The organism is Campylobacter concisus (assembly GCF_001298465.1).
Taxonomy (GTDB): domain Bacteria; phylum Campylobacterota; class Campylobacteria; order Campylobacterales; family Campylobacteraceae; genus Campylobacter_A; species Campylobacter_A concisus.
Map to the genome: position 1 here is coordinate 39,007 of NZ_CP012541.1, position 15,863 is coordinate 54,869.

At 33.7% G+C, this 15,863-nt stretch carries 21 protein-coding genes and 1 pseudogene; 15 read left to right on the forward strand and 7 right to left on the reverse strand.

Going from position 1 to position 15,863, the window contains the following annotated elements; translation table 11 throughout:
• Positions 1–7: 7 nt before the first annotated feature.
• Genes CCON33237_RS00175 through CCON33237_RS00185 form a run of 3 tightly spaced genes read left to right on the forward strand, consistent with a single transcriptional unit; the run spans position 8 to position 2,795 of the window.
• Positions 8–799, forward strand: coding sequence for a hypothetical protein (locus tag CCON33237_RS00175; RefSeq protein WP_054195881.1), 792 nt, complete (start codon positions 8–10; stop codon positions 797–799).
• 16 nt (positions 800–815) lie between these two features.
• The gene (locus tag CCON33237_RS00180) at positions 816–1,982 is read left to right on the forward strand and encodes a Cj0814 family flagellar-dependent secreted protein (RefSeq protein ID WP_054195882.1); all 1,167 of its coding nucleotides are present in this window, start codon (positions 816–818) and stop codon (positions 1,980–1,982) included.
• A gap of 12 nt (positions 1,983–1,994) precedes the next feature.
• On the forward strand, positions 1,995–2,795 hold the full coding sequence (locus CCON33237_RS00185) for a hypothetical protein (protein ID WP_054195883.1): 801 nt from the start codon (positions 1,995–1,997) through the stop codon (positions 2,793–2,795).
• 61 nt (positions 2,796–2,856) lie between these two features.
• Here CCON33237_RS00185 and CCON33237_RS09760 read toward each other — a convergent pair whose 3' ends face one another.
• A complete protein-coding gene (locus CCON33237_RS09760; protein WP_234398883.1) occupies positions 2,857–3,432 on the reverse strand; it encodes a hypothetical protein in 576 nt (191 codons plus the stop codon).
• Between the two features lie 246 nt (positions 3,433–3,678).
• Positions 3,679–4,674, reverse strand: coding sequence for a Cj0814 family flagellar-dependent secreted protein (locus tag CCON33237_RS00195; RefSeq protein ID WP_236842011.1), 996 nt, complete (start codon positions 4,672–4,674; stop codon positions 3,679–3,681).
• Between the two features lie 74 nt (positions 4,675–4,748).
• Between CCON33237_RS00195 and CCON33237_RS10165 the strand changes: the two genes are divergently transcribed.
• The 4 genes from CCON33237_RS10165 to CCON33237_RS10180 are packed head-to-tail and all read left to right on the forward strand — an operon-like array spanning position 4,749 to position 6,595.
• Entirely contained in the window at positions 4,749–5,732 is a 984-nt protein-coding gene (locus CCON33237_RS10165) for a recombinase family protein (RefSeq protein WP_429828456.1), read from the forward strand.
• A 1-nt stretch (position 5,733) separates the two neighbouring features.
• Positions 5,734–5,934: a recombinase zinc beta ribbon domain-containing protein gene (locus CCON33237_RS10170; protein WP_429827803.1), complete on the forward strand. Its 201-nt coding sequence runs from the start codon at positions 5,734–5,736 to the stop codon at positions 5,932–5,934.
• Between the two features lie 6 nt (positions 5,935–5,940).
• Positions 5,941–6,336: a DUF4368 domain-containing protein gene (locus CCON33237_RS10175; RefSeq protein WP_009295471.1), complete on the forward strand. Its 396-nt coding sequence runs from the start codon at positions 5,941–5,943 to the stop codon at positions 6,334–6,336.
• Positions 6,278–6,595 carry a hypothetical protein gene (locus tag CCON33237_RS10180; RefSeq protein ID WP_428844942.1) on the forward strand — a complete coding sequence of 106 codons (318 nt, stop codon included), beginning with the start codon at positions 6,278–6,280 and terminating at the stop codon, positions 6,593–6,595. The genes CCON33237_RS10175 and CCON33237_RS10180 overlap by 59 nt, the downstream gene beginning before the upstream one ends.
• A 2-nt stretch (positions 6,596–6,597) precedes the next feature.
• Here the strand turns inward: CCON33237_RS10180 and dcm are convergent, their stop codons facing one another.
• Positions 6,598–7,779 carry a DNA (cytosine-5-)-methyltransferase gene (dcm, locus tag CCON33237_RS00205; protein ID WP_021084971.1) on the reverse strand — a complete coding sequence of 394 codons (1,182 nt, stop codon included), beginning with the start codon at positions 7,777–7,779 and terminating at the stop codon, positions 6,598–6,600.
• Between the two features lie 102 nt (positions 7,780–7,881).
• Between dcm and CCON33237_RS00210 the strand changes: the two genes are divergently transcribed.
• The 8 genes and pseudogenes from CCON33237_RS00210 (at position 7,882) to CCON33237_RS00245 (ending at position 12,305) form a co-directional block, all read left to right on the forward strand.
• Positions 7,882–8,799, forward strand: a complete 918-nt coding sequence (locus CCON33237_RS00210) for a type II restriction endonuclease (RefSeq protein ID WP_009495139.1) — start codon at positions 7,882–7,884, stop codon at positions 8,797–8,799.
• A gap of 77 nt (positions 8,800–8,876) precedes the next feature.
• Entirely contained in the window at positions 8,877–9,230 is a 354-nt protein-coding gene (locus CCON33237_RS00215; RefSeq protein WP_009295467.1) for a cupin domain-containing protein, read from the forward strand.
• Positions 9,231–9,731: 501 nt separating this feature from the next.
• Positions 9,732–9,920: pseudogene (locus tag CCON33237_RS09765) on the forward strand (DUF3847 domain-containing protein); the annotation flags it as partial.
• Positions 9,921–10,689: 769 nt separating this feature from the next.
• Complete coding sequence (locus CCON33237_RS09710) at positions 10,690–11,034, forward strand: hypothetical protein (RefSeq protein WP_009295465.1); 345 nt, start codon at positions 10,690–10,692, stop codon at positions 11,032–11,034.
• 201 nt (positions 11,035–11,235) lie between these two features.
• Complete coding sequence (locus CCON33237_RS10185; protein WP_009295464.1) at positions 11,236–11,460, forward strand: hypothetical protein; 225 nt, start codon at positions 11,236–11,238, stop codon at positions 11,458–11,460.
• Positions 11,414–11,773: a P-loop NTPase family protein gene (locus CCON33237_RS10190; RefSeq protein ID WP_054195884.1), complete on the forward strand. Its 360-nt coding sequence runs from the start codon at positions 11,414–11,416 to the stop codon at positions 11,771–11,773. The genes CCON33237_RS10185 and CCON33237_RS10190 overlap by 47 nt, the downstream gene beginning before the upstream one ends.
• Positions 11,774–12,070: an ATP-binding protein gene (locus tag CCON33237_RS10195; RefSeq protein WP_107698022.1), complete on the forward strand. Its 297-nt coding sequence runs from the start codon at positions 11,774–11,776 to the stop codon at positions 12,068–12,070.
• Positions 12,071–12,131: 61 nt separating this feature from the next.
• Positions 12,132–12,305, forward strand: a complete 174-nt coding sequence (locus CCON33237_RS00245) for a transposon-encoded TnpW family protein (RefSeq protein ID WP_009295461.1) — start codon at positions 12,132–12,134, stop codon at positions 12,303–12,305.
• 672 nt (positions 12,306–12,977) lie between these two features.
• On the opposite strand, the gene CCON33237_RS00250 is transcribed toward CCON33237_RS00245, so the two are convergent.
• The 4 genes from CCON33237_RS00250 to CCON33237_RS00265 form a co-directional block, all read right to left on the reverse strand.
• On the reverse strand, positions 12,978–14,573 hold the full coding sequence (locus CCON33237_RS00250) for a relaxase family protein (RefSeq protein WP_054195885.1): 1,596 nt from the start codon (positions 14,571–14,573) through the stop codon (positions 12,978–12,980).
• Between the two features lie 47 nt (positions 14,574–14,620).
• On the reverse strand, positions 14,621–14,950 hold the full coding sequence (locus CCON33237_RS00255) for a plasmid mobilization protein (RefSeq protein WP_054195886.1): 330 nt from the start codon (positions 14,948–14,950) through the stop codon (positions 14,621–14,623).
• Between the two features lie 363 nt (positions 14,951–15,313).
• Complete coding sequence (locus CCON33237_RS00260; RefSeq protein ID WP_054195887.1) at positions 15,314–15,595, reverse strand: type II toxin-antitoxin system RelE family toxin; 282 nt, start codon at positions 15,593–15,595, stop codon at positions 15,314–15,316.
• Positions 15,585–15,836 carry a type II toxin-antitoxin system Phd/YefM family antitoxin gene (locus CCON33237_RS00265; protein WP_054195888.1) on the reverse strand — a complete coding sequence of 84 codons (252 nt, stop codon included), beginning with the start codon at positions 15,834–15,836 and terminating at the stop codon, positions 15,585–15,587. Before CCON33237_RS00265 ends, CCON33237_RS00260 begins: the two co-directional genes overlap by 11 nt.
• Positions 15,837–15,863: the final 27 nt, after the last annotated feature.

Here is a 15,863-nt window from a genome sequence, read left to right on the forward strand (position 1 = left end):
AGCTGAAATGTTTATTACTACCTACAATGGATCAATGCAATATAAAGAAATTTTAGATGACTACATAGCTCACGGTAATAAAAATTTATCTGCAGAAGATGAGAAAGCTAAAGTTGATGCTTATATGCAAGGACCATTTGGTGCTGGACTAGATAAGATAATCGGTATAGAAGAAGGAACGGAAGACTGGATAACAAAAACCATAGATAAAATAGATAGTATGCTATCGAACAAATACTCTCCAGAAGAGCGAAGAGCTCTATACGGAAAATACCCAGAAACCATAGAAAAAGCGATAGATTGGGAACTTCAAGGCTATATGGATTTTCTGAGGGATAACTCTATAGACGGCAAACCAACAATAGAAGGTAAGATGATAGGTATCGGCACAAAAGAAGAAGAAGATGAACTAGATGCTTTTATGGAAACTATGTCCTCCCTTTATCCAAATAATAATGACGAGTCGCTTAGTCTTTTAAATAGAACCGATCTAAGCATAGATGAATTTAAGACTTTATTTGCCAAAGCAAGAGAAAAAGCTACAAATGATGTTGCAGAACAAAGAAAACAGATAATCAAAGAAGAACAAGAATACAATGCAAATTTCGCTAAAGAGCAAAATGAGAAGAAATTTAAACCTATGCAGGTTAAAAAGAAGTATGAGACCTATGATATAAACAAGGATCAGAAATTTCTCTATGCAAGAGAGCTTTTAAATTTCAAAGAAAAAAGAGGCATAGACGTCTTAGAGCTTATGCAAAAGATAGACAAGAAGCAAATTTTAAATAAGATGGCTTAAATTTAAAGGATATTAGATGATAAACGCACTTAGTAGCTACCCCTTAAATTTAGAGCAGAACATAAAGGTATCAACCAAAGTTGCCACTAAACAAACGAGCTCTGAGGTTTTAGGCTACAAGGTAGATAAGGATGGCTACTTTACAGATGAGTTTAATAAGCAAGCTGGCATCCCAAGTGACTATAAAATTCACTCAAGCACGCTGGAGTCGTTAGTCAATGTTGCAGAGGGAACTTCATTTTTTAGTCGCACCTTTAAAAGCATAGATATAGCAAAGACTGCTGGCAATGCTTATAAAATACTCTCACAAGTAGTTGGCGAAGACACGCTAAATTCAAAAGATAGCTTTAGCTTAGATGAGATAAGAAATTTCCCTCAAGGCTTTGAGTATAATCGCCAAAGTATGCAAGTAACCAAGATACATAACTCCATTCATGACTTTGATGCAGCTGCTTCTAGCTTTAACTACAAAGAGTCAAACAAGCAGATGATAAGCACGCTCTTTTTCAACCCAAGCTTTAATGGCGGAGATGGCAGGCAACCACTAAAGCCAACAACAGATATCTTTAACAACAACAATGGCGGCAAGGAGAGCGTGGGAAGTGGTGTTTTTATCGATCCACACGGCGAAAGATACACTAATAAAGATGGCTCTATAACCAAAGGCGGACTTTTAGCAGCCGTCATAAATAGCAACCTTGATATTAAAGAAGGTGAAACTACCGTTTTTGGAAAGAAGCAAGGCTTTGATAAGAGCGTAGATAGTAAAGAATTTAGTAGGGCATTTGAGCTATTTGAGCTTATGGGTGAGATGAAATTTGGAGCAAATTTCAACAAGGCAAGCGACTCTGATCTAGCTGGCATGCCTGAATATATGCAAGAGTATGTTAAGTATAAAAGAGACCTTGTCTATGTAGATCTAACGACTGGGTTTGTCGGTAAGTATTCAGATGAAGAAGACGAACTCTCATTTAAAAAGATGATGGAGCATAATCTAAAAATGCTAAAGCTACTCTTTGGCGAGATAGATAAAGATGGTAAGAAGAGTAAAGACTTTATGGATAGCTTTTTGAAATTTAGTATGTCACCTTTAAATTTAGTAAAAGAGCTAAATGAAAACCCAGCTGGAAAATATCTAGTAGATATGCTTGGCATAAAAAGAGATGTTGATATAAAGGCGTAAGGGGGAGTTAAAATGATAACTAGCATAAACGGACTTAGCAATACACCGATACAAGATAACACTATCCACAAAGAAAATGTAGCCAAAGAAGGCAAGCAAGATAAAAGCGTCATCGAAGAAAAATTTGATTACTCAAAGTATATGTTTAGACCCTGGACTGATAATGTAAAAGAATTTATTGATATAGACCAAAGTAAAGAGGGCTGGATAACAGATACTATAAATCGAATAGATAGTATGCTGTCTGATTACCCCATGAAAGAAAGAAGAGCTTTAGCATCAAAACCTCCAGAAACTATGGAAGAATTTAGAGTCGGAGAGTTACAAAGCTATATGGATTGGCTACTTACCAACTCTGTTGATGGCAAGCCAACCATGTTAGGAAAATTAATAGGTATCGGCACAAAAGAAGAAGAAGATGAACTAGATGCTTTTATGGAAACTATGTCCTCCCTTTATCCAAATAATAATGACGAGTCGCTTAGTCTTTTAAATAGAACCGATCTAAGCATAGATGAATTTAAAACATTATTTGCCAAAGCAAGAGAGAAAGCAACAAAAGATGTCGAAGAACAAAGAAAGCAGATAATTAAAGAAGAACAAGAATACAAAGCAAATTTTGCCAAAGAGCAAAATGAGAAGAAATTTAAACCTATGCAGGTTAAAAAGAAGTATGATACCTATGATATAAATAAGGATCAAAAATTCCTCTATGCAAGAGAGCTTTTAAATTTCAAAGAAAAAAGAGGCATAGACGTCTTAGAGCTTATGCAAAAGATAGATAAGAAGCAAATTTTAAATAAGATGGCTTGATAAATAAAAAATAGCTATCTTATTTATTGTATAAAGTAGTGATTGCTTTAAATTTGACCCTCTATATGGTTTTATCCACTTTTTTATTTGCGACTTTTTCTAAAATTTCGAATATACTTTCGCCATTATCAAATTCAGTTTTTATAAATTTGTAAAATTCTTTAAATTTTTCATCGGCTTGCATATCATAAGTTTTAAATTTCTTAGTTACTTGCATAGGCTTAAAGGTTTCTTGTTTTTGCGTGTCAGTTTGATTGTCTTGTTCTTCATGATCGCTTTTTTGATCTATTAGTCCATAATCACCAATCTCTTGTGGCATACTCCTATTTATAACCTTAGAATATTTCTCAATAAATTCATCTACACTTATATTAGACGATTCAAGAAGCTTACGACCCTCATTACTAAAAGATACGCCAAATCTTTCTAAAGTTTGACGTATCTTTTGTCCTTCTAGATTATCATCTGATTTTTTGCCCCAAATGGTTTGCTTGTCATCATTGTTGGATTTAAAAGCCCCAGTAAAGTTTGTGCTATTGCCCATCACTTTCTTATAATTAACTCTACTTGCGAATTCTTTTCCTTCAAATAGTGAATTGTTATTTAGATTTGGCGAATAGGTTATATTATTAAGCATTGTTAAGGTCTCGCTTTGTTTAGATATTCCAGCATCTCTTTCATAGGTTTTAATTCTTTTTTATGGTATTAATTTGCATTAGAGCATCTTGCTACCATCTATCCAGCAATGCTGTTTTTATACACTAACACATATTCGGCTAAAGAATATAAATTCAACCTACTTAGGTTTAATGCTTTTATGGGCTAGAGTATAATCAATAACTAAATCGACCTTTTAGCGATTTAGTTTATATATAACTTATCTCTACACAAAAGTCTTGCTGATAGAGCTTATCCTTTTGCTCCAAGAATTTGCTAGAGAATTTATATCCTCGCTAGTTGGCTTAAATTTCTCATATTCGTTTGAAGTGACACTTTCTGCGTTAATGTTCTTTGATCTTGCATACATCAAAAGCGTGAGCTCTTTAAGTCTTTCTTTTATGAGCGCTTTTATGCTCTCGTTATCCTTACCCATTTTTTCAAAATCCACAAAATACTCTTTATGCTCTCCAGTGCTTGAGATATCATTTAAGGCAGCACTGCTAAACTTAGTCTTTGCACTATCACTTGGTAGTGGTCTAGAACTACGCAAAAATCCCATGAAAAGAGCTTCTTTGCTATAACCTTCATCTGCTTGATATACAGACATATCAGGGTTAAAGCTAAACTCATCACCTGCTTCGCTCATCGTAAAATCAACCTCTTTTACTATGAGCCTAACTCCTGCACTTGAAAGCTCTTTACTTAGAGACTTAGCGCTATTTAGCTCATCGCTGCTAGAGTAGATGTTTGAGATAGTAGAGTTTGATAGATCTTTTAGCAAGTATCCTTTGGCATCATAGCGAGTGCCTTTTGTGCTATAACCTTTTGGTAGTTTGCCTATATCTGCAAGGGTGTAGCTCTTTTTATCATCGCCTAAAGCAGAGGTCATTTGATCAAATAGTCTGTAGTAGTGCTTTATGGTGTCAGCCATATCGATGTTGTCAAAGATCTTTATCTGCTCGTCCTTGCTCTTGATGCGGTTTAGCACATGGTTACGCTCGGCAAATCTACTAAGCTCATCAAGCGTGCTTTTGTGAATTTTAAAGTCCTGTGGCAAGCCTGCAGCTTTGTTAAAGTCAGCTCCCATAAAACCAGCTTTATCCACTGTGTAGCCATAAGCTTGAAGGTCACTGAAATTTAAAGAGATGAGGCTGTTTTGAGAGGGAATAGTATAAGTAAATTTAGCTGGCTCTTGGAGTAATAGAATTAAGGAGAACACTTAATCACTATATTAGTGAAATATGTACTTCTTAATTCTTTTTTATTTAAGAAACTAAGAGAAAGGGGGTAAAAATGAGGAATTATGAAAAGATAACAGCACTCTATGAGAGATTAAGTCGTGATGATGAACTTCAAGGAGAAAGCAATTCTATTGTAAATCAAAAGAAAATCCTTGAAGAATATGCAGGTAAAAATAATTTAAGCAACATCATACATTTTACAAATGATGGAATAAGCGGAACACAGTTTGATAGACCGGGCTTTATGGCAATGATGAACGGAGTTAATCAAGGTAATATAATAGGTTGTATAATCGTAAAAGATATGAGTAGACTTGGCAGAGACTATCTTAAAGTCGGTCAATGTATGAAAATCTTAAGACAAAAGGGAGTTAGGCTCATTGCTATCAATGATAATGTAGATAGCTTTTATAGAGAAGATGATTTTACCCCTTTTAGAAATATTATGAATGAATGGTATACAAGAGATACTTCAAGAAAAATACAATCTACATTCAGGTCAAAGGGGGAAAGCGGAAAGCATACGGCAAGCTCTCCACCTTATGGATATATCAAAGATGAAAAAGACAAAGATAAGTGGATTGTAGATGAAAAAGCAGCGGAGATAGTAAGGAGAATATTCAATCTGACCATGCAAGGCAATGGTCCGTATCGAATAGCAAAGATATTGGAAAGTGAAAAAGTAGATATACCTGCTTACCATCAGCAAAAATTAGGATATGGACTACATCAAAGCAAAGTGTTTGAACATCCTTATCGTTGGTGCAGTTCTACAATTGTAAGTATCTTAAAGAAACAGGAATATTTAGGTCATACTGTAAACTTCAAAACAAGAAAGCATTTCAAGGATAAGAAAAGCAAATATGTATCTGAAGAAAACTGGCTGATATTTGAAAATACCCACGAGGCAATTATAGACCAAGAAACCTTTGATAATGTGCAAAGGATAAGAGGAAATGTAAAAAGGTATCCCGATGGTTGGGGAGAATATCACCCTTTAACTGGGCCTTATGTATTATGCAGATTGTGGCAGTAAAATGTATGTTCATAGAACAAGTAATTACAAAAATATTCCCTACTACACTTGCAGTGCTTACACGAAAGTACCCTGTGGAACGTTTTGTCCATCTACTCACAGGATAAAAGCGGAAGCAGTCTTAAACCTTATACAGGAAACCTTAAAAGACATTAAAAAATATCTTGATGAAGATCACGAAGCCTTTATCCGTTCCATTTAAAATGAAATGGAAGAAAAGGAAAAAGTAGAGATAGAAAAGACAAAAATAAGATTAATGGAAAGTAAAAACAGGCTTCAGGAACTTGAACGATTGATGTGCCGTATTTACGAAGATATGATACTTGAAAAAATACCAAGTAATAGATATGAGATACTTAACAGTCAATATGAAACAGAGCAAATAGCTTTAAGCAAAGAAATTAAAGACTTAGAGTTTGCAATATTAAGATATGAAAAAGAAACAGATAAGGCGAAAAAGTTTATATCTCTAATAAGCCGATATGAAAATTTTGATGAACTTACAACTACAATGATAAATGAGTTTGTAGAAAAGATTATTGTTCATGAAAGGAATAGAAAAAGTAGTCAAACATCAAAGCAAAAAAATAGAGATATATTTTAATTTTATCGGTAACTATGAGCCACCAAAAGAAGAATTGACTGAAGAAGAAGAAGAAAGATTAAAAATTGAGGAAGAAGAGAGAAAAATCAAGGAAAGAAAAGATAGACTTCATCAAAACTACTTAAAGCGTAAAGTAAATGGAAAACAACAGGAATATGAGGAAAGGTATAAGGCAAGGAGAGAACAGAGAAAACAAGAAAAATTAAAGGTTCTGAAAAGGGCAGGTATACAAGTTAATAAGTTAGAAAAAAGAGATTGAAGTTAGTTAATCTCTTTTTTAGTACAGGTATCAAGTATATCAATTATGTTATTTGCAATTGCATGGATAACAGTAACGGCAACAGAATTACCAAACTGTTTGTAACTTTGAGTATCACTTACAGGAATGATATAGTTTTCGGGGAAGCCTTGAAGTCTTGCAGCTTCACGAGGTGTTAGTTTTCGTGGATTTTTTCCTTTTTGCTCAATAAGTATTTCACTCCCGTCTTTATAATATCTTGCAGATAATGTATTTGTATAAGGACTGTTTTCATTGAACAATGTGTAACCAAATCCATTTCCTTTTATTTTATGTTCTTTCTTTCGTCGTTGATGACCTTGCCAAAGTGCATTTGAAATGGTGTATTTAGTATCAACATTTTGCTCTAAAATATTTCCCACAGAAACATCTGGGCAGGGAGGAATTGGAAAAGAAAAATCTTTATAGTTATCTATTTTATCCTTATCAAATCCAACAATGTAAATACGCTCTCTATTTTGTGGAACACCGAAGTCTTTTGCTTTAAGTATAATAGAATGAACATCGTAGTTTAAATCCTTTAATGTTTTTTCTATTGTTTTATAGGTACGACCTTTATCGTGAGATTTTAGGTTTTTGACATTTTCAAGAAGAAATGCCTTAGGTCGTTTCTCTTTAATAATTCTTGCAATTTCAAAAAATAATGTTCCACGAGTATCTTCAAAACCAAGCTTTTTACCGGCTTGACTAAATGCTTGACAAGGAAAACCACCGACAATAATATCATGATTAGGAATATCTTTTTCAGATATTTTTGTAATATCTCCAAAAGGAGTTTCACCAAAATTTGCCTTATATGTTTTTACTGCAAATTTATCAATTTCACTACTGAATACGACATTTGTTTTACCTGTTTGGTAAAATCCAAGCCTTGTACCACCAATTCCGGCAAATAAATCAATGATTTTATAGGGGGCATTTTCATTATTAGGGAAAGGTACTTTTTCAGGAAATGATAAAATATGTTTCAGCTCAATGGACGATGGCTGACTTTCTCCATTTTCCCATCTGCGAATTGTCCTATCTCCGAATTTGGACATACCAACAGCATCAGCTAATTCTTTTTGAGTCATTTGTAATCTGATACGCTTATTTTTTATTAAAATAGCAGGGGAATTATCTATGATTTGTGGTATAATATTCATATATATTCTCCTTTTTATATATGTTATTTCAAGGACTAACTGTCCTCTATTTGACACTATTGTACCATATAGAAGAAAATTTTTCAAGAAAGGAAAAGAGTTATGGCAAATATTTCTCTTGATGAATATAAAAACTTAGTTAAAGAAAAAAGGAAAGAAGGCTTTAAACAGCCTTATGACTTAGTTTATGATAATTTTATTACATTAGGATACGACAAAGTCCCTAAAGAATTCTTTTTAAGTAATGCAAGTGAAGTTGTTGAAAAACTTAGAAATAGCTGTTGGAGTGAATTTCAGCCATTAGAAAAAGACTTTACTTCAAAAATGCTAAAAGAGTTAGTTGATGATGAGTATATCAAAACTCTTACACCAATAGAGGCAATTACTTGGTTTGTGGAAGAATTTCCGGAACATATATATGCTTTGACTTTGTCAAATACTCAAAGTAGGAGGAGTAGAGCAGGTAAAGAATTTGAAAGTATTATAGAACTCATTTTGATTGGTGCAGGGATTCCACTTGACAGTCAAGGTAATATAGGTAAACAAGAGTTTGTCAATAAAGGTCTTGGTAAATTGGTAGATTTAGTTTCTCCGGGTGTTTTAGAATACATTGTAAATAAGAGAAATACTGTCTTAATTAGTGCAAAAACCACATTAAGAGAAAGATGGCAAGAAGTACCTGAAGAAATGGGAAGAACAGGTGCAAGAGAAATGTTTTTAGCAACTCTTGATACTTCTATTAGCTCTGATGTATTGAACACTCTATATGAGGCTAATATACAAGTTACAACAACAAAAAATATAAAAGAAACATATTATTCCGATAATGAAAGGGTATTAACCTTTGAAAAGTTGGTTGAAATATGTTTAGACAATGTTTCTCATTGGAAAAATTTCAACTACACAGTAGAACAAAATGAGCAAATGATAGAGCTTATCACTAAGCAAATTGAAAAACACCAAAATCATAAATTTGTAGAAGAATATTATGATGAGAGATTAAAAAACATAAAGAAGTAGACAAATTAGAATTTGTCGGTATATCATTAAATCGCATTTTTTCGATTAAACTATGGAATACAAAGGAGCAAATAATCATGAGCGAACAGAGAATCTATTGCATGGACCTTGTAAAAAAAGAGGATCCGGAAAAGGCTGTCAGAACACCGTTTTATCAGACAGAATCTACAGGCGGATCGGTCTGGGTTATCAAACCCGGTCAGACATTGCAAAAGCACTATCACCACAATTCCGACGATATATGGATCGTCCTTCAGGGAGAGGGAATATTCTACCCCCAGCCTAATGAAGAGGTTCCATTCAAGAAAGGCCATGTCATAGTATCGAAGAAAGACTCCTGCCACGGAGCAAAAAATACTGGAGATGAGGATATCATCTTTGTAAGTATAGTAGCACCTGTCCCTTCCGACTATGATCCTATAAACGAGTGACAGGAAAATAAAATTCCCGTTTGACAAAGGATTGTGATTATACTTGAGAAAGAAAAATGTTTATATAACATTGGGATACATAGCTGTATATCTGGTGATATATTGGTGAGAGCAACTTGATTGGTTGGCTATTTACTAATATTTCAACTGGTGAGCATAGTTATTTATATGGTTGGTTGCTCAGTAGTAATCTGTTTTGGTATGCACTTGCGATTTCTGCGCTTCCTTCTCTTTGGGGTAAGTTTAAGTTTTCGGCTGTTACTACGGCGGGATTTATTGTAGGTATTGTAGCAGGCATAATCGTTGAGAAATACAAGAAGTAAGTCAAATTTCAGTTTGTCGAGCTGAATAATACAGATTCAAGACGATAGAAAGTAAAACATCTATCGTCTTTTCTTATGAAAAAAACTTGAAAGGAGATGAAATTTATGGACAATAAAAACAGAATTAGAAAAAGTAAAAGAAAAGATTGAAAGCAAGTAAGAAGAAAAAAAATATGAAAAGAAACTATCTCAGCTTAAAAATCAGGAAAAGAAAATCAGAAAGCAAACGAGCCTTGAAGAAAGAAAAAAGCGAAACCATAGATTGATAGAGCGAGGAGCAATCTTAGAAAGTTTAATTGAGGGAGCAAGCGAGAAAAGTAATGAAGAAATAAAGGCTATTTTGCAAAGAGCATTTCAAAAAGACTAAGAAACGCAAGGACATAGTATAATTGTAATTCCCTTAGATTTTCTAAGGGCGCAATTATACACCCTTTAGGTGTCCTTGCGACCTGCGGTGCTTTTACCCTTGCGGGGAGCAAAGAAAAAAGCCGAAGCATTTTTCCGTATTAAAGGCAAAAGACAACTGAATATAATTCATTCGCTTTTTTATCATCAAGGGTAAAGCACATTCACTATCGCTCACCCTTGACAATAAAAATTTGAAACAGATAGCTTACATTAAGCCGACATACTGAAACAACAAAAGTTAAAAGTATAGTCGGCTTTTTCTATTGTACCGTTTCAAAACGCTCATTCAGTTTATAGAAAAGCAAAAGTATTTTTAAGACCGACATCTAAAACAACAAAAGAAAAATAAGAAGATGACAAATGCCACATTCCCAAAATGGGAGTGTACCTAAATCAAAGACAGTACTAATCAAAGGGGGTAGTGAAACACGACTTCCTTAAAAGATAAAAGGAGTAACGATTTGTTGCTACATTTTCATAACAAAAGATAGGAGAGAAAAATGGCAGATAAAAGGATGTTTTCAATAAAGATAGTGGATAGCGACTTATTTTTGGATATGCCATTAAGTAGCCAATGCCTGTATTTTCATCTATCTATGAGGGCAGATGATGATGACTTAAAAATTCTAATTACAAAAGGTTTTGTAATTGTCTTTTAAAGAGGGGTTATAGTCATTACCTATTGGAAGATAAATAACTACATCAGAAATGACAGACGAAAAGAAACGATGTATCTTGAAGAAAAGCAAAGTATAACGCAAACGGAAAATGGAGCATATATCAAGGTTGAAAATCTTGGTATACCAAATGACAACCAAGTGTCAACCGTTTGTCCGCATAGTATAGTTAAGGGTAGATTAGATAAGAGGAGAATAGAACAGGTTGCCCCAGTGTCCCTTTATGGAGAGTATCAAAATATTCATTTAACCGATGAAAAATACCAAAATCTAAAAGATAGGCTGAAAGGTCATACAGATACAATGACTGAAAAGCTATTAAGATATATCAAAAGTAAAGGCACAGACTACAAAGACCACTATGTAACAATCCTTAATTGGTATGAATTGGTATGAACAGGATAAAGAAAAGCTATCACAGAAAAATAATCAAAATAAAAGCCATAGAACCTATTCAACCAACTATGAAGACAGCGACAGCCTATAAAAGGTGTTTTTAAGGGTTTAATCATAAAAGAGGTGTCAGACTATGGTTAAGATAAAAATAAGCCTTAAAAACGCATTATAGAGCCTGATGTAGAAAAGGAGACTAAAATTATGAATGATAAAGAAAATATGATTACTACAAAAATTCAAGGGACAGATTTTATCTACAACAAAGATACTCACTATGAAGAAGACGGACATATCTATTGCAAGATTTGTAATGAAAGAATAGACGGTAAGGTAATTCCGATGTTGGATAAGCCTATGATTATCAGAACGGCTTGTAAATGTGATAGAGATAGAGCCGAACAAGAAAAAACTGTTAAAACAAGATAGGTTGAGACAAAGCTGCTTTATATCCAAAAATCAAATAGCCTACACCTTTAAAAATGCCGATGAAGATACAGATAAGGAAATCATCAAAAAAGCAAAGAACTATGTAAAACATTTTGAAGAAATGAGAAAAGATAATGTTGGACTGTTACTTTACGGAAATGTAGGAAGTGGCAAGACCTATGTAGCTTGTGCTATTGCCAACGCTATAATTACAGAATATAGCCATACAGTAAAAATGAGGAACTTTGCACAGATATTAAACGACTTACAAAAAGGCGGCTTTAATCTTGATAGAAACGAATATATCGAATAGATAACAAGCCCTACCCTACTAATTCTTGATGATTTTGGAATAGAGAGAAATACAGAATATGCCTTAGAGCAAATTTACAATGTAATCAATGCAAGATACCTAAAGGCAAGACCAACCATTATAACTACTAACCTTAATTTCAAAGATATAGAAAAAGAACAGGAAGATATAATGCTTGGCAGGATTTATTCAAGGATAATCGAGATGTGTTTACCTCTTAGGATAACGGGACTTGATAGAAGAAAAATACAGAGCAAAGAAAAGCTGAAGAAAGCACAAAACTTAATAGATGAATGAGAGCGATTGGAAAAGTAAAAAATTCTAATCGCTTTTTAATTGCAAGAAAAGGAATGATGATATGCAAAAAAATAATACAGAAACAAAAACAATAAAGAAGATTGGAAAAACTACCTATGAAGTTGTTGTACATTTTAATAAAAATACTACTGAAACAATGCAAGACAAATTGAAACGCATAATGCTTAGAGAAATTGAGAGTGAAAAACATCAAAAAAATGATAAAAATGATTAGAAAGTCCTTGACAAGTTGTTACAGGTTTGGCTCGCTAATCTTTTCTTTGGTCTTTTGGTTAAAAATATCACTAAAATTTGCAGACCTGCCTTGTTTGTGCTGTTGCTTAGTGTATGAATTTATATTGGTGCTTAAGATGCTAATATCATTCGTGGTTTGCCTCCTAGCTTCTTGCTTTTTAAGTTTTAATTAAAGTAACCATAAAATAATTGACTATCCAAATTTATCAGTCAAAATAAACAAGTGACAAATATGCCAATCACAAAAATTACAAAAATTTACTTTTACTAAGTCATTCTTTGGTGGGACTGATTTAATTCCAGTATGCGCCAAAATTCAATTCAGATATTAGGGCGAGCATACTCTATGTAGCTACAAAATGTTACCATTTGTTGCTCCATAGAGGCTCGCAAGGAGAGCTTGCCGCTCCCTTGACCCACGCTAAAAAATATTTTCTTAATTAAAAATGGCCATGCAGGATAGGCTATTTTTAATAAAATATTAAGTTTACTAAGGGTAGCCATAAGTATAAAAAATAATTAGACTAAATTATTTTTTGTGGTCTGCAAAATATATTTTAGTAGATTTTTAAAATGGCAACGTAACAAATAAGGTTTTTTGGAAGTAATAAATGAGATGGTTTGTCTAATAAACTTAATATAGTCGCTAAATTTAAAACATATCTTCTAGGCTTTGAGTTTTTTCCTTGCATACATCACTTGCATGGTGATGTATGCTGGTTTTTTTGGAGTATTCACGCTCCTCTATAAATTCTCTACATATTCTTGTAGCATCTTGTGCTCTATCTGTAAGCTCTCGTATGCTTCTCTCAAATTTTGGAATTTTTCTTCTGAATTTTTTAATTTTTCTTCCAAGCAAGATATTGAACTCTCGTACATATCTCTTTGTTGCTGCAAAGATTCCGTTAAGGCGTCGTTGCAATCTTTGTTCAAGCTCTTGACTTTCTTTATTAGCGCTGTCACATTTGTCCGTAATATCACAAGCTCCTTCTCGCAGTCTTGTTGCAAATTCATTATTTCTAATTCGTGTCTGTTCCTTTCGTCTTCGATCATCTTGGTCAAGCGCTCGTTCTCTTCTAGCAATGCTTTCTCTAATGCTGTCATCCTCTACTCCATTTTCATTAATATAAATTTCCTGCGCTCGTTCTCTGTTATCTCTTCGTCTTTTGGAATTGATATGTAATATTCCCTCTGGGTCTTGTCTGCAGTAGGTTGGCTGTATCTCCATTGTTTTGGTATCGTCCAAGCTACTTCTTCCTTTAATATCATTGCGTGCACTACCCAGCCAATTGCTATTCCCAAAATTAGTGCGGTAGCAACTGATAGCGAGATTATCACCGATCTGTCCTTGTGATGCAAGGATATTGTTTTTTGAAGTTCTTTCGACATATCTTTCTTGATTAAATCTATCTCTTTTAACAATAAGCTCCTCAAGTTTTCGCCTATTTTCTCTGCACTCTGCTTGTGTATTTCTATCATGGAATTCTCTAATTCTTCTGCTTGAGCTTTGGCTGAGTTCTCCAAGTCTTTGAGCACTGGTGAAGTCTGCATCGTATATTCCTCCTTTTAGACGATTTTTTGTTTTTTTAGTAGGCAGTATGATCGTTATGCCTTTTTTGTTGATCCTGGTTATTTCGATACCATTTTGTTTAAGAAGTTCAATCATGTGGTCTCTATTTTTAATATAGCCTTGCTTAACCAGATCGTGCAGCTTTTGGTCGAGCTCTTCCAAATTTTTATAATGATTGATGTTTTTCTTGCTAGACAATATAGTTTGCTCTTTTGCTGGATCATCTGGACTTGATAGTCCATACTCATCGTTAATGATCTTTTTAATTAGATCTATTCTAGTTTGATCATATTTAGCAAAATAAGGATTAAATGACCTGTCTGTTTCAAGATCTATCTTAGGGATAAGGAAATTTAACTCAAGCCGTCCATCCTTATCAGAATGCTCTACCCATAATACATTTGTACGTTCAAGCATATATTCACCCAAAAGAGCACGTTCAAAATCCTTAATGATTTTTAGTTTTTGCTCTTCAGTCAAAAAGTCATACTTCTCTTCAAATGATAAAACACCAAAACAGGTCTTTTGTTTATAGGTGATGCCTTTTATAATAGCTCTAGTTAAATTTTCATCACCTTTTATAACTCTTGCTGTTCCAGCAGCTTTTCTCTCATTTAAAAGATAATTTATGCTCCCAAGGCCACCACCAGTATAAGTACGAAGAAATTTAACTAGCATCACTAGTGCCTTTATTTGTATTGATGCAAAGTAAATCAAGCAACATATTATTTACACAATGCTTCATACACTTTATGTAAGACATCATTATCGTCCGCTATGATCTCAATACCAACTCTATCTAGGCTTTGCCCACTATTTAATTTGGCAGCTATTTGGTTCATGTTTTGTCCATGTCTAGATAGTTCAGCTAAAAGCTCTCTCATAATTGGTGCATAAATCTGCTTAGACAACATAGCTCTTAGGGCAAATTTTGAGAAAGTTAGGCCACTTTCTTGTAATTTATCATTAATTACCAACCATTCTGCATTACTTAGCCTAAGTCTTTTAGTTATGACTTTGGTTACCTTGCGTTTTTTTATCTTTTCAGAACTCACGTAAATTTACTCCTAATCCAAGAAGAAGCCACTCAAAAATCCTATGTCATAAAATTTTTGGCAGACTTGCTCTTTAAATATCTTTTAAGATTATTTTATAAAATTTCACAGCCTAAAACAAGGAATCTGATAGGCTTCAGGCCGCTAAAATGCGTGTTTTTTAAAAATACTATGAAATATATAATATAATTTTTGTAGCTTTTAAATTTCTCTTAGAAATTTAGTCTAGTATGAAATCAAGAAAATAAAATAATAAAAATGTAAGGGGTTATGCTCATCATAAAAGAGCACTTAGATAGGACAAGCTAATAACATAAAATTAGTTACTAGCAAATCACAGAAGACTAAAGTCTAGCTTAATGCTTAGTTAAATTTATCCTTTAGCATCTTGTATACTTCGTTGTTCTCTCTTTTGCCAACAACTAGCACCAATACTACGATCTCATCATCTTTTACTTGATAGGCCAAGCGGTAGCCGACATCTCTTAGCTTGATCTTATAGACATCTTCATAGCCTCGTAGCTTGTCTTTGGTAACCTTTGGGTTTTCTAGACGCTCACTTAGCTTCTTTTTAAACTGCACTTTTATGCTATTGTCTAGCTTTTGCCACTCTTTTAAAGCACTTGGCAAGAACTCATAGCTCATCTAAGCTTACTTTTACTGGCTTTTCACCACTTGCTAGAGCAGCATCTACTGCTTTGCTTAGATGATACTCTTCTATTATCTCTTTCATCTTTTCATAGACAGAGCTAGGTACTAGATAGGCGCTAGGGACATTGTGGTTTAGTATGGCTACGACATTATCTCCAGCTTGTTTTAAAATTTGAGCTGGAGACTTTTTTAGCTCGCTTATGCTAGCTGTGAAATTTGCTTGTATGGTTTGCATTTTTATCCTTTATTTAATACCTAAAAT

What these genes read in the sequence shown, in the direction of transcription:
- CCON33237_RS00175 (WP_054195881.1), top strand. Translation starts at nt 8, where the DNA reads ATGTTTATTACTACCTACAATGGATCAATGCAATATAAAGAAATTTTA.
- CCON33237_RS00180 (WP_054195882.1), top strand. Translation starts at nt 816, where the DNA reads ATGATAAACGCACTTAGTAGCTACCCCTTAAATTTAGAGCAGAACATA.
- CCON33237_RS00185 (WP_054195883.1), top strand. Translation starts at nt 1,995, where the DNA reads ATGATAACTAGCATAAACGGACTTAGCAATACACCGATACAAGATAAC.
- CCON33237_RS09760 (WP_234398883.1), bottom strand. Translation starts at nt 3,432, where the DNA reads ATGCTTAATAATATAACCTATTCGCCAAATCTAAATAACAATTCACTA.
- CCON33237_RS10165 (WP_429828456.1), top strand. Translation starts at nt 4,749, where the DNA reads ATGAGGAATTATGAAAAGATAACAGCACTCTATGAGAGATTAAGTCGT.
- CCON33237_RS10170 (WP_429827803.1), top strand. Translation starts at nt 5,734, where the DNA reads ATGTATGTTCATAGAACAAGTAATTACAAAAATATTCCCTACTACACT.
- CCON33237_RS10175 (WP_009295471.1), top strand. Translation starts at nt 5,941, where the DNA reads ATGGAAGAAAAGGAAAAAGTAGAGATAGAAAAGACAAAAATAAGATTA.
- CCON33237_RS10180 (WP_428844942.1), top strand. Translation starts at nt 6,278, where the DNA reads ATGAAAGGAATAGAAAAAGTAGTCAAACATCAAAGCAAAAAAATAGAG.
- dcm (WP_021084971.1), bottom strand. Translation starts at nt 7,779, where the DNA reads ATGAATATTATACCACAAATCATAGATAATTCCCCTGCTATTTTAATA.
- CCON33237_RS00210 (WP_009495139.1), top strand. Translation starts at nt 7,882, where the DNA reads ATGGCAAATATTTCTCTTGATGAATATAAAAACTTAGTTAAAGAAAAA.
- CCON33237_RS00215 (WP_009295467.1), top strand. Translation starts at nt 8,877, where the DNA reads ATGAGCGAACAGAGAATCTATTGCATGGACCTTGTAAAAAAAGAGGAT.
- CCON33237_RS09710 (WP_009295465.1), top strand. Translation starts at nt 10,690, where the DNA reads ATGTATCTTGAAGAAAAGCAAAGTATAACGCAAACGGAAAATGGAGCA.
- CCON33237_RS10185 (WP_009295464.1), top strand. Translation starts at nt 11,236, where the DNA reads ATGAATGATAAAGAAAATATGATTACTACAAAAATTCAAGGGACAGAT.
- CCON33237_RS00245 (WP_009295461.1), top strand. Translation starts at nt 12,132, where the DNA reads ATGCAAAAAAATAATACAGAAACAAAAACAATAAAGAAGATTGGAAAA.
- CCON33237_RS00250 (WP_054195885.1), bottom strand. Translation starts at nt 14,573, where the DNA reads ATGCTAGTTAAATTTCTTCGTACTTATACTGGTGGTGGCCTTGGGAGC.
- CCON33237_RS00260 (WP_054195887.1), bottom strand. Translation starts at nt 15,595, where the DNA reads ATGAGCTATGAGTTCTTGCCAAGTGCTTTAAAAGAGTGGCAAAAGCTA.
- CCON33237_RS00265 (WP_054195888.1), bottom strand. Translation starts at nt 15,836, where the DNA reads ATGCAAACCATACAAGCAAATTTCACAGCTAGCATAAGCGAGCTAAAA.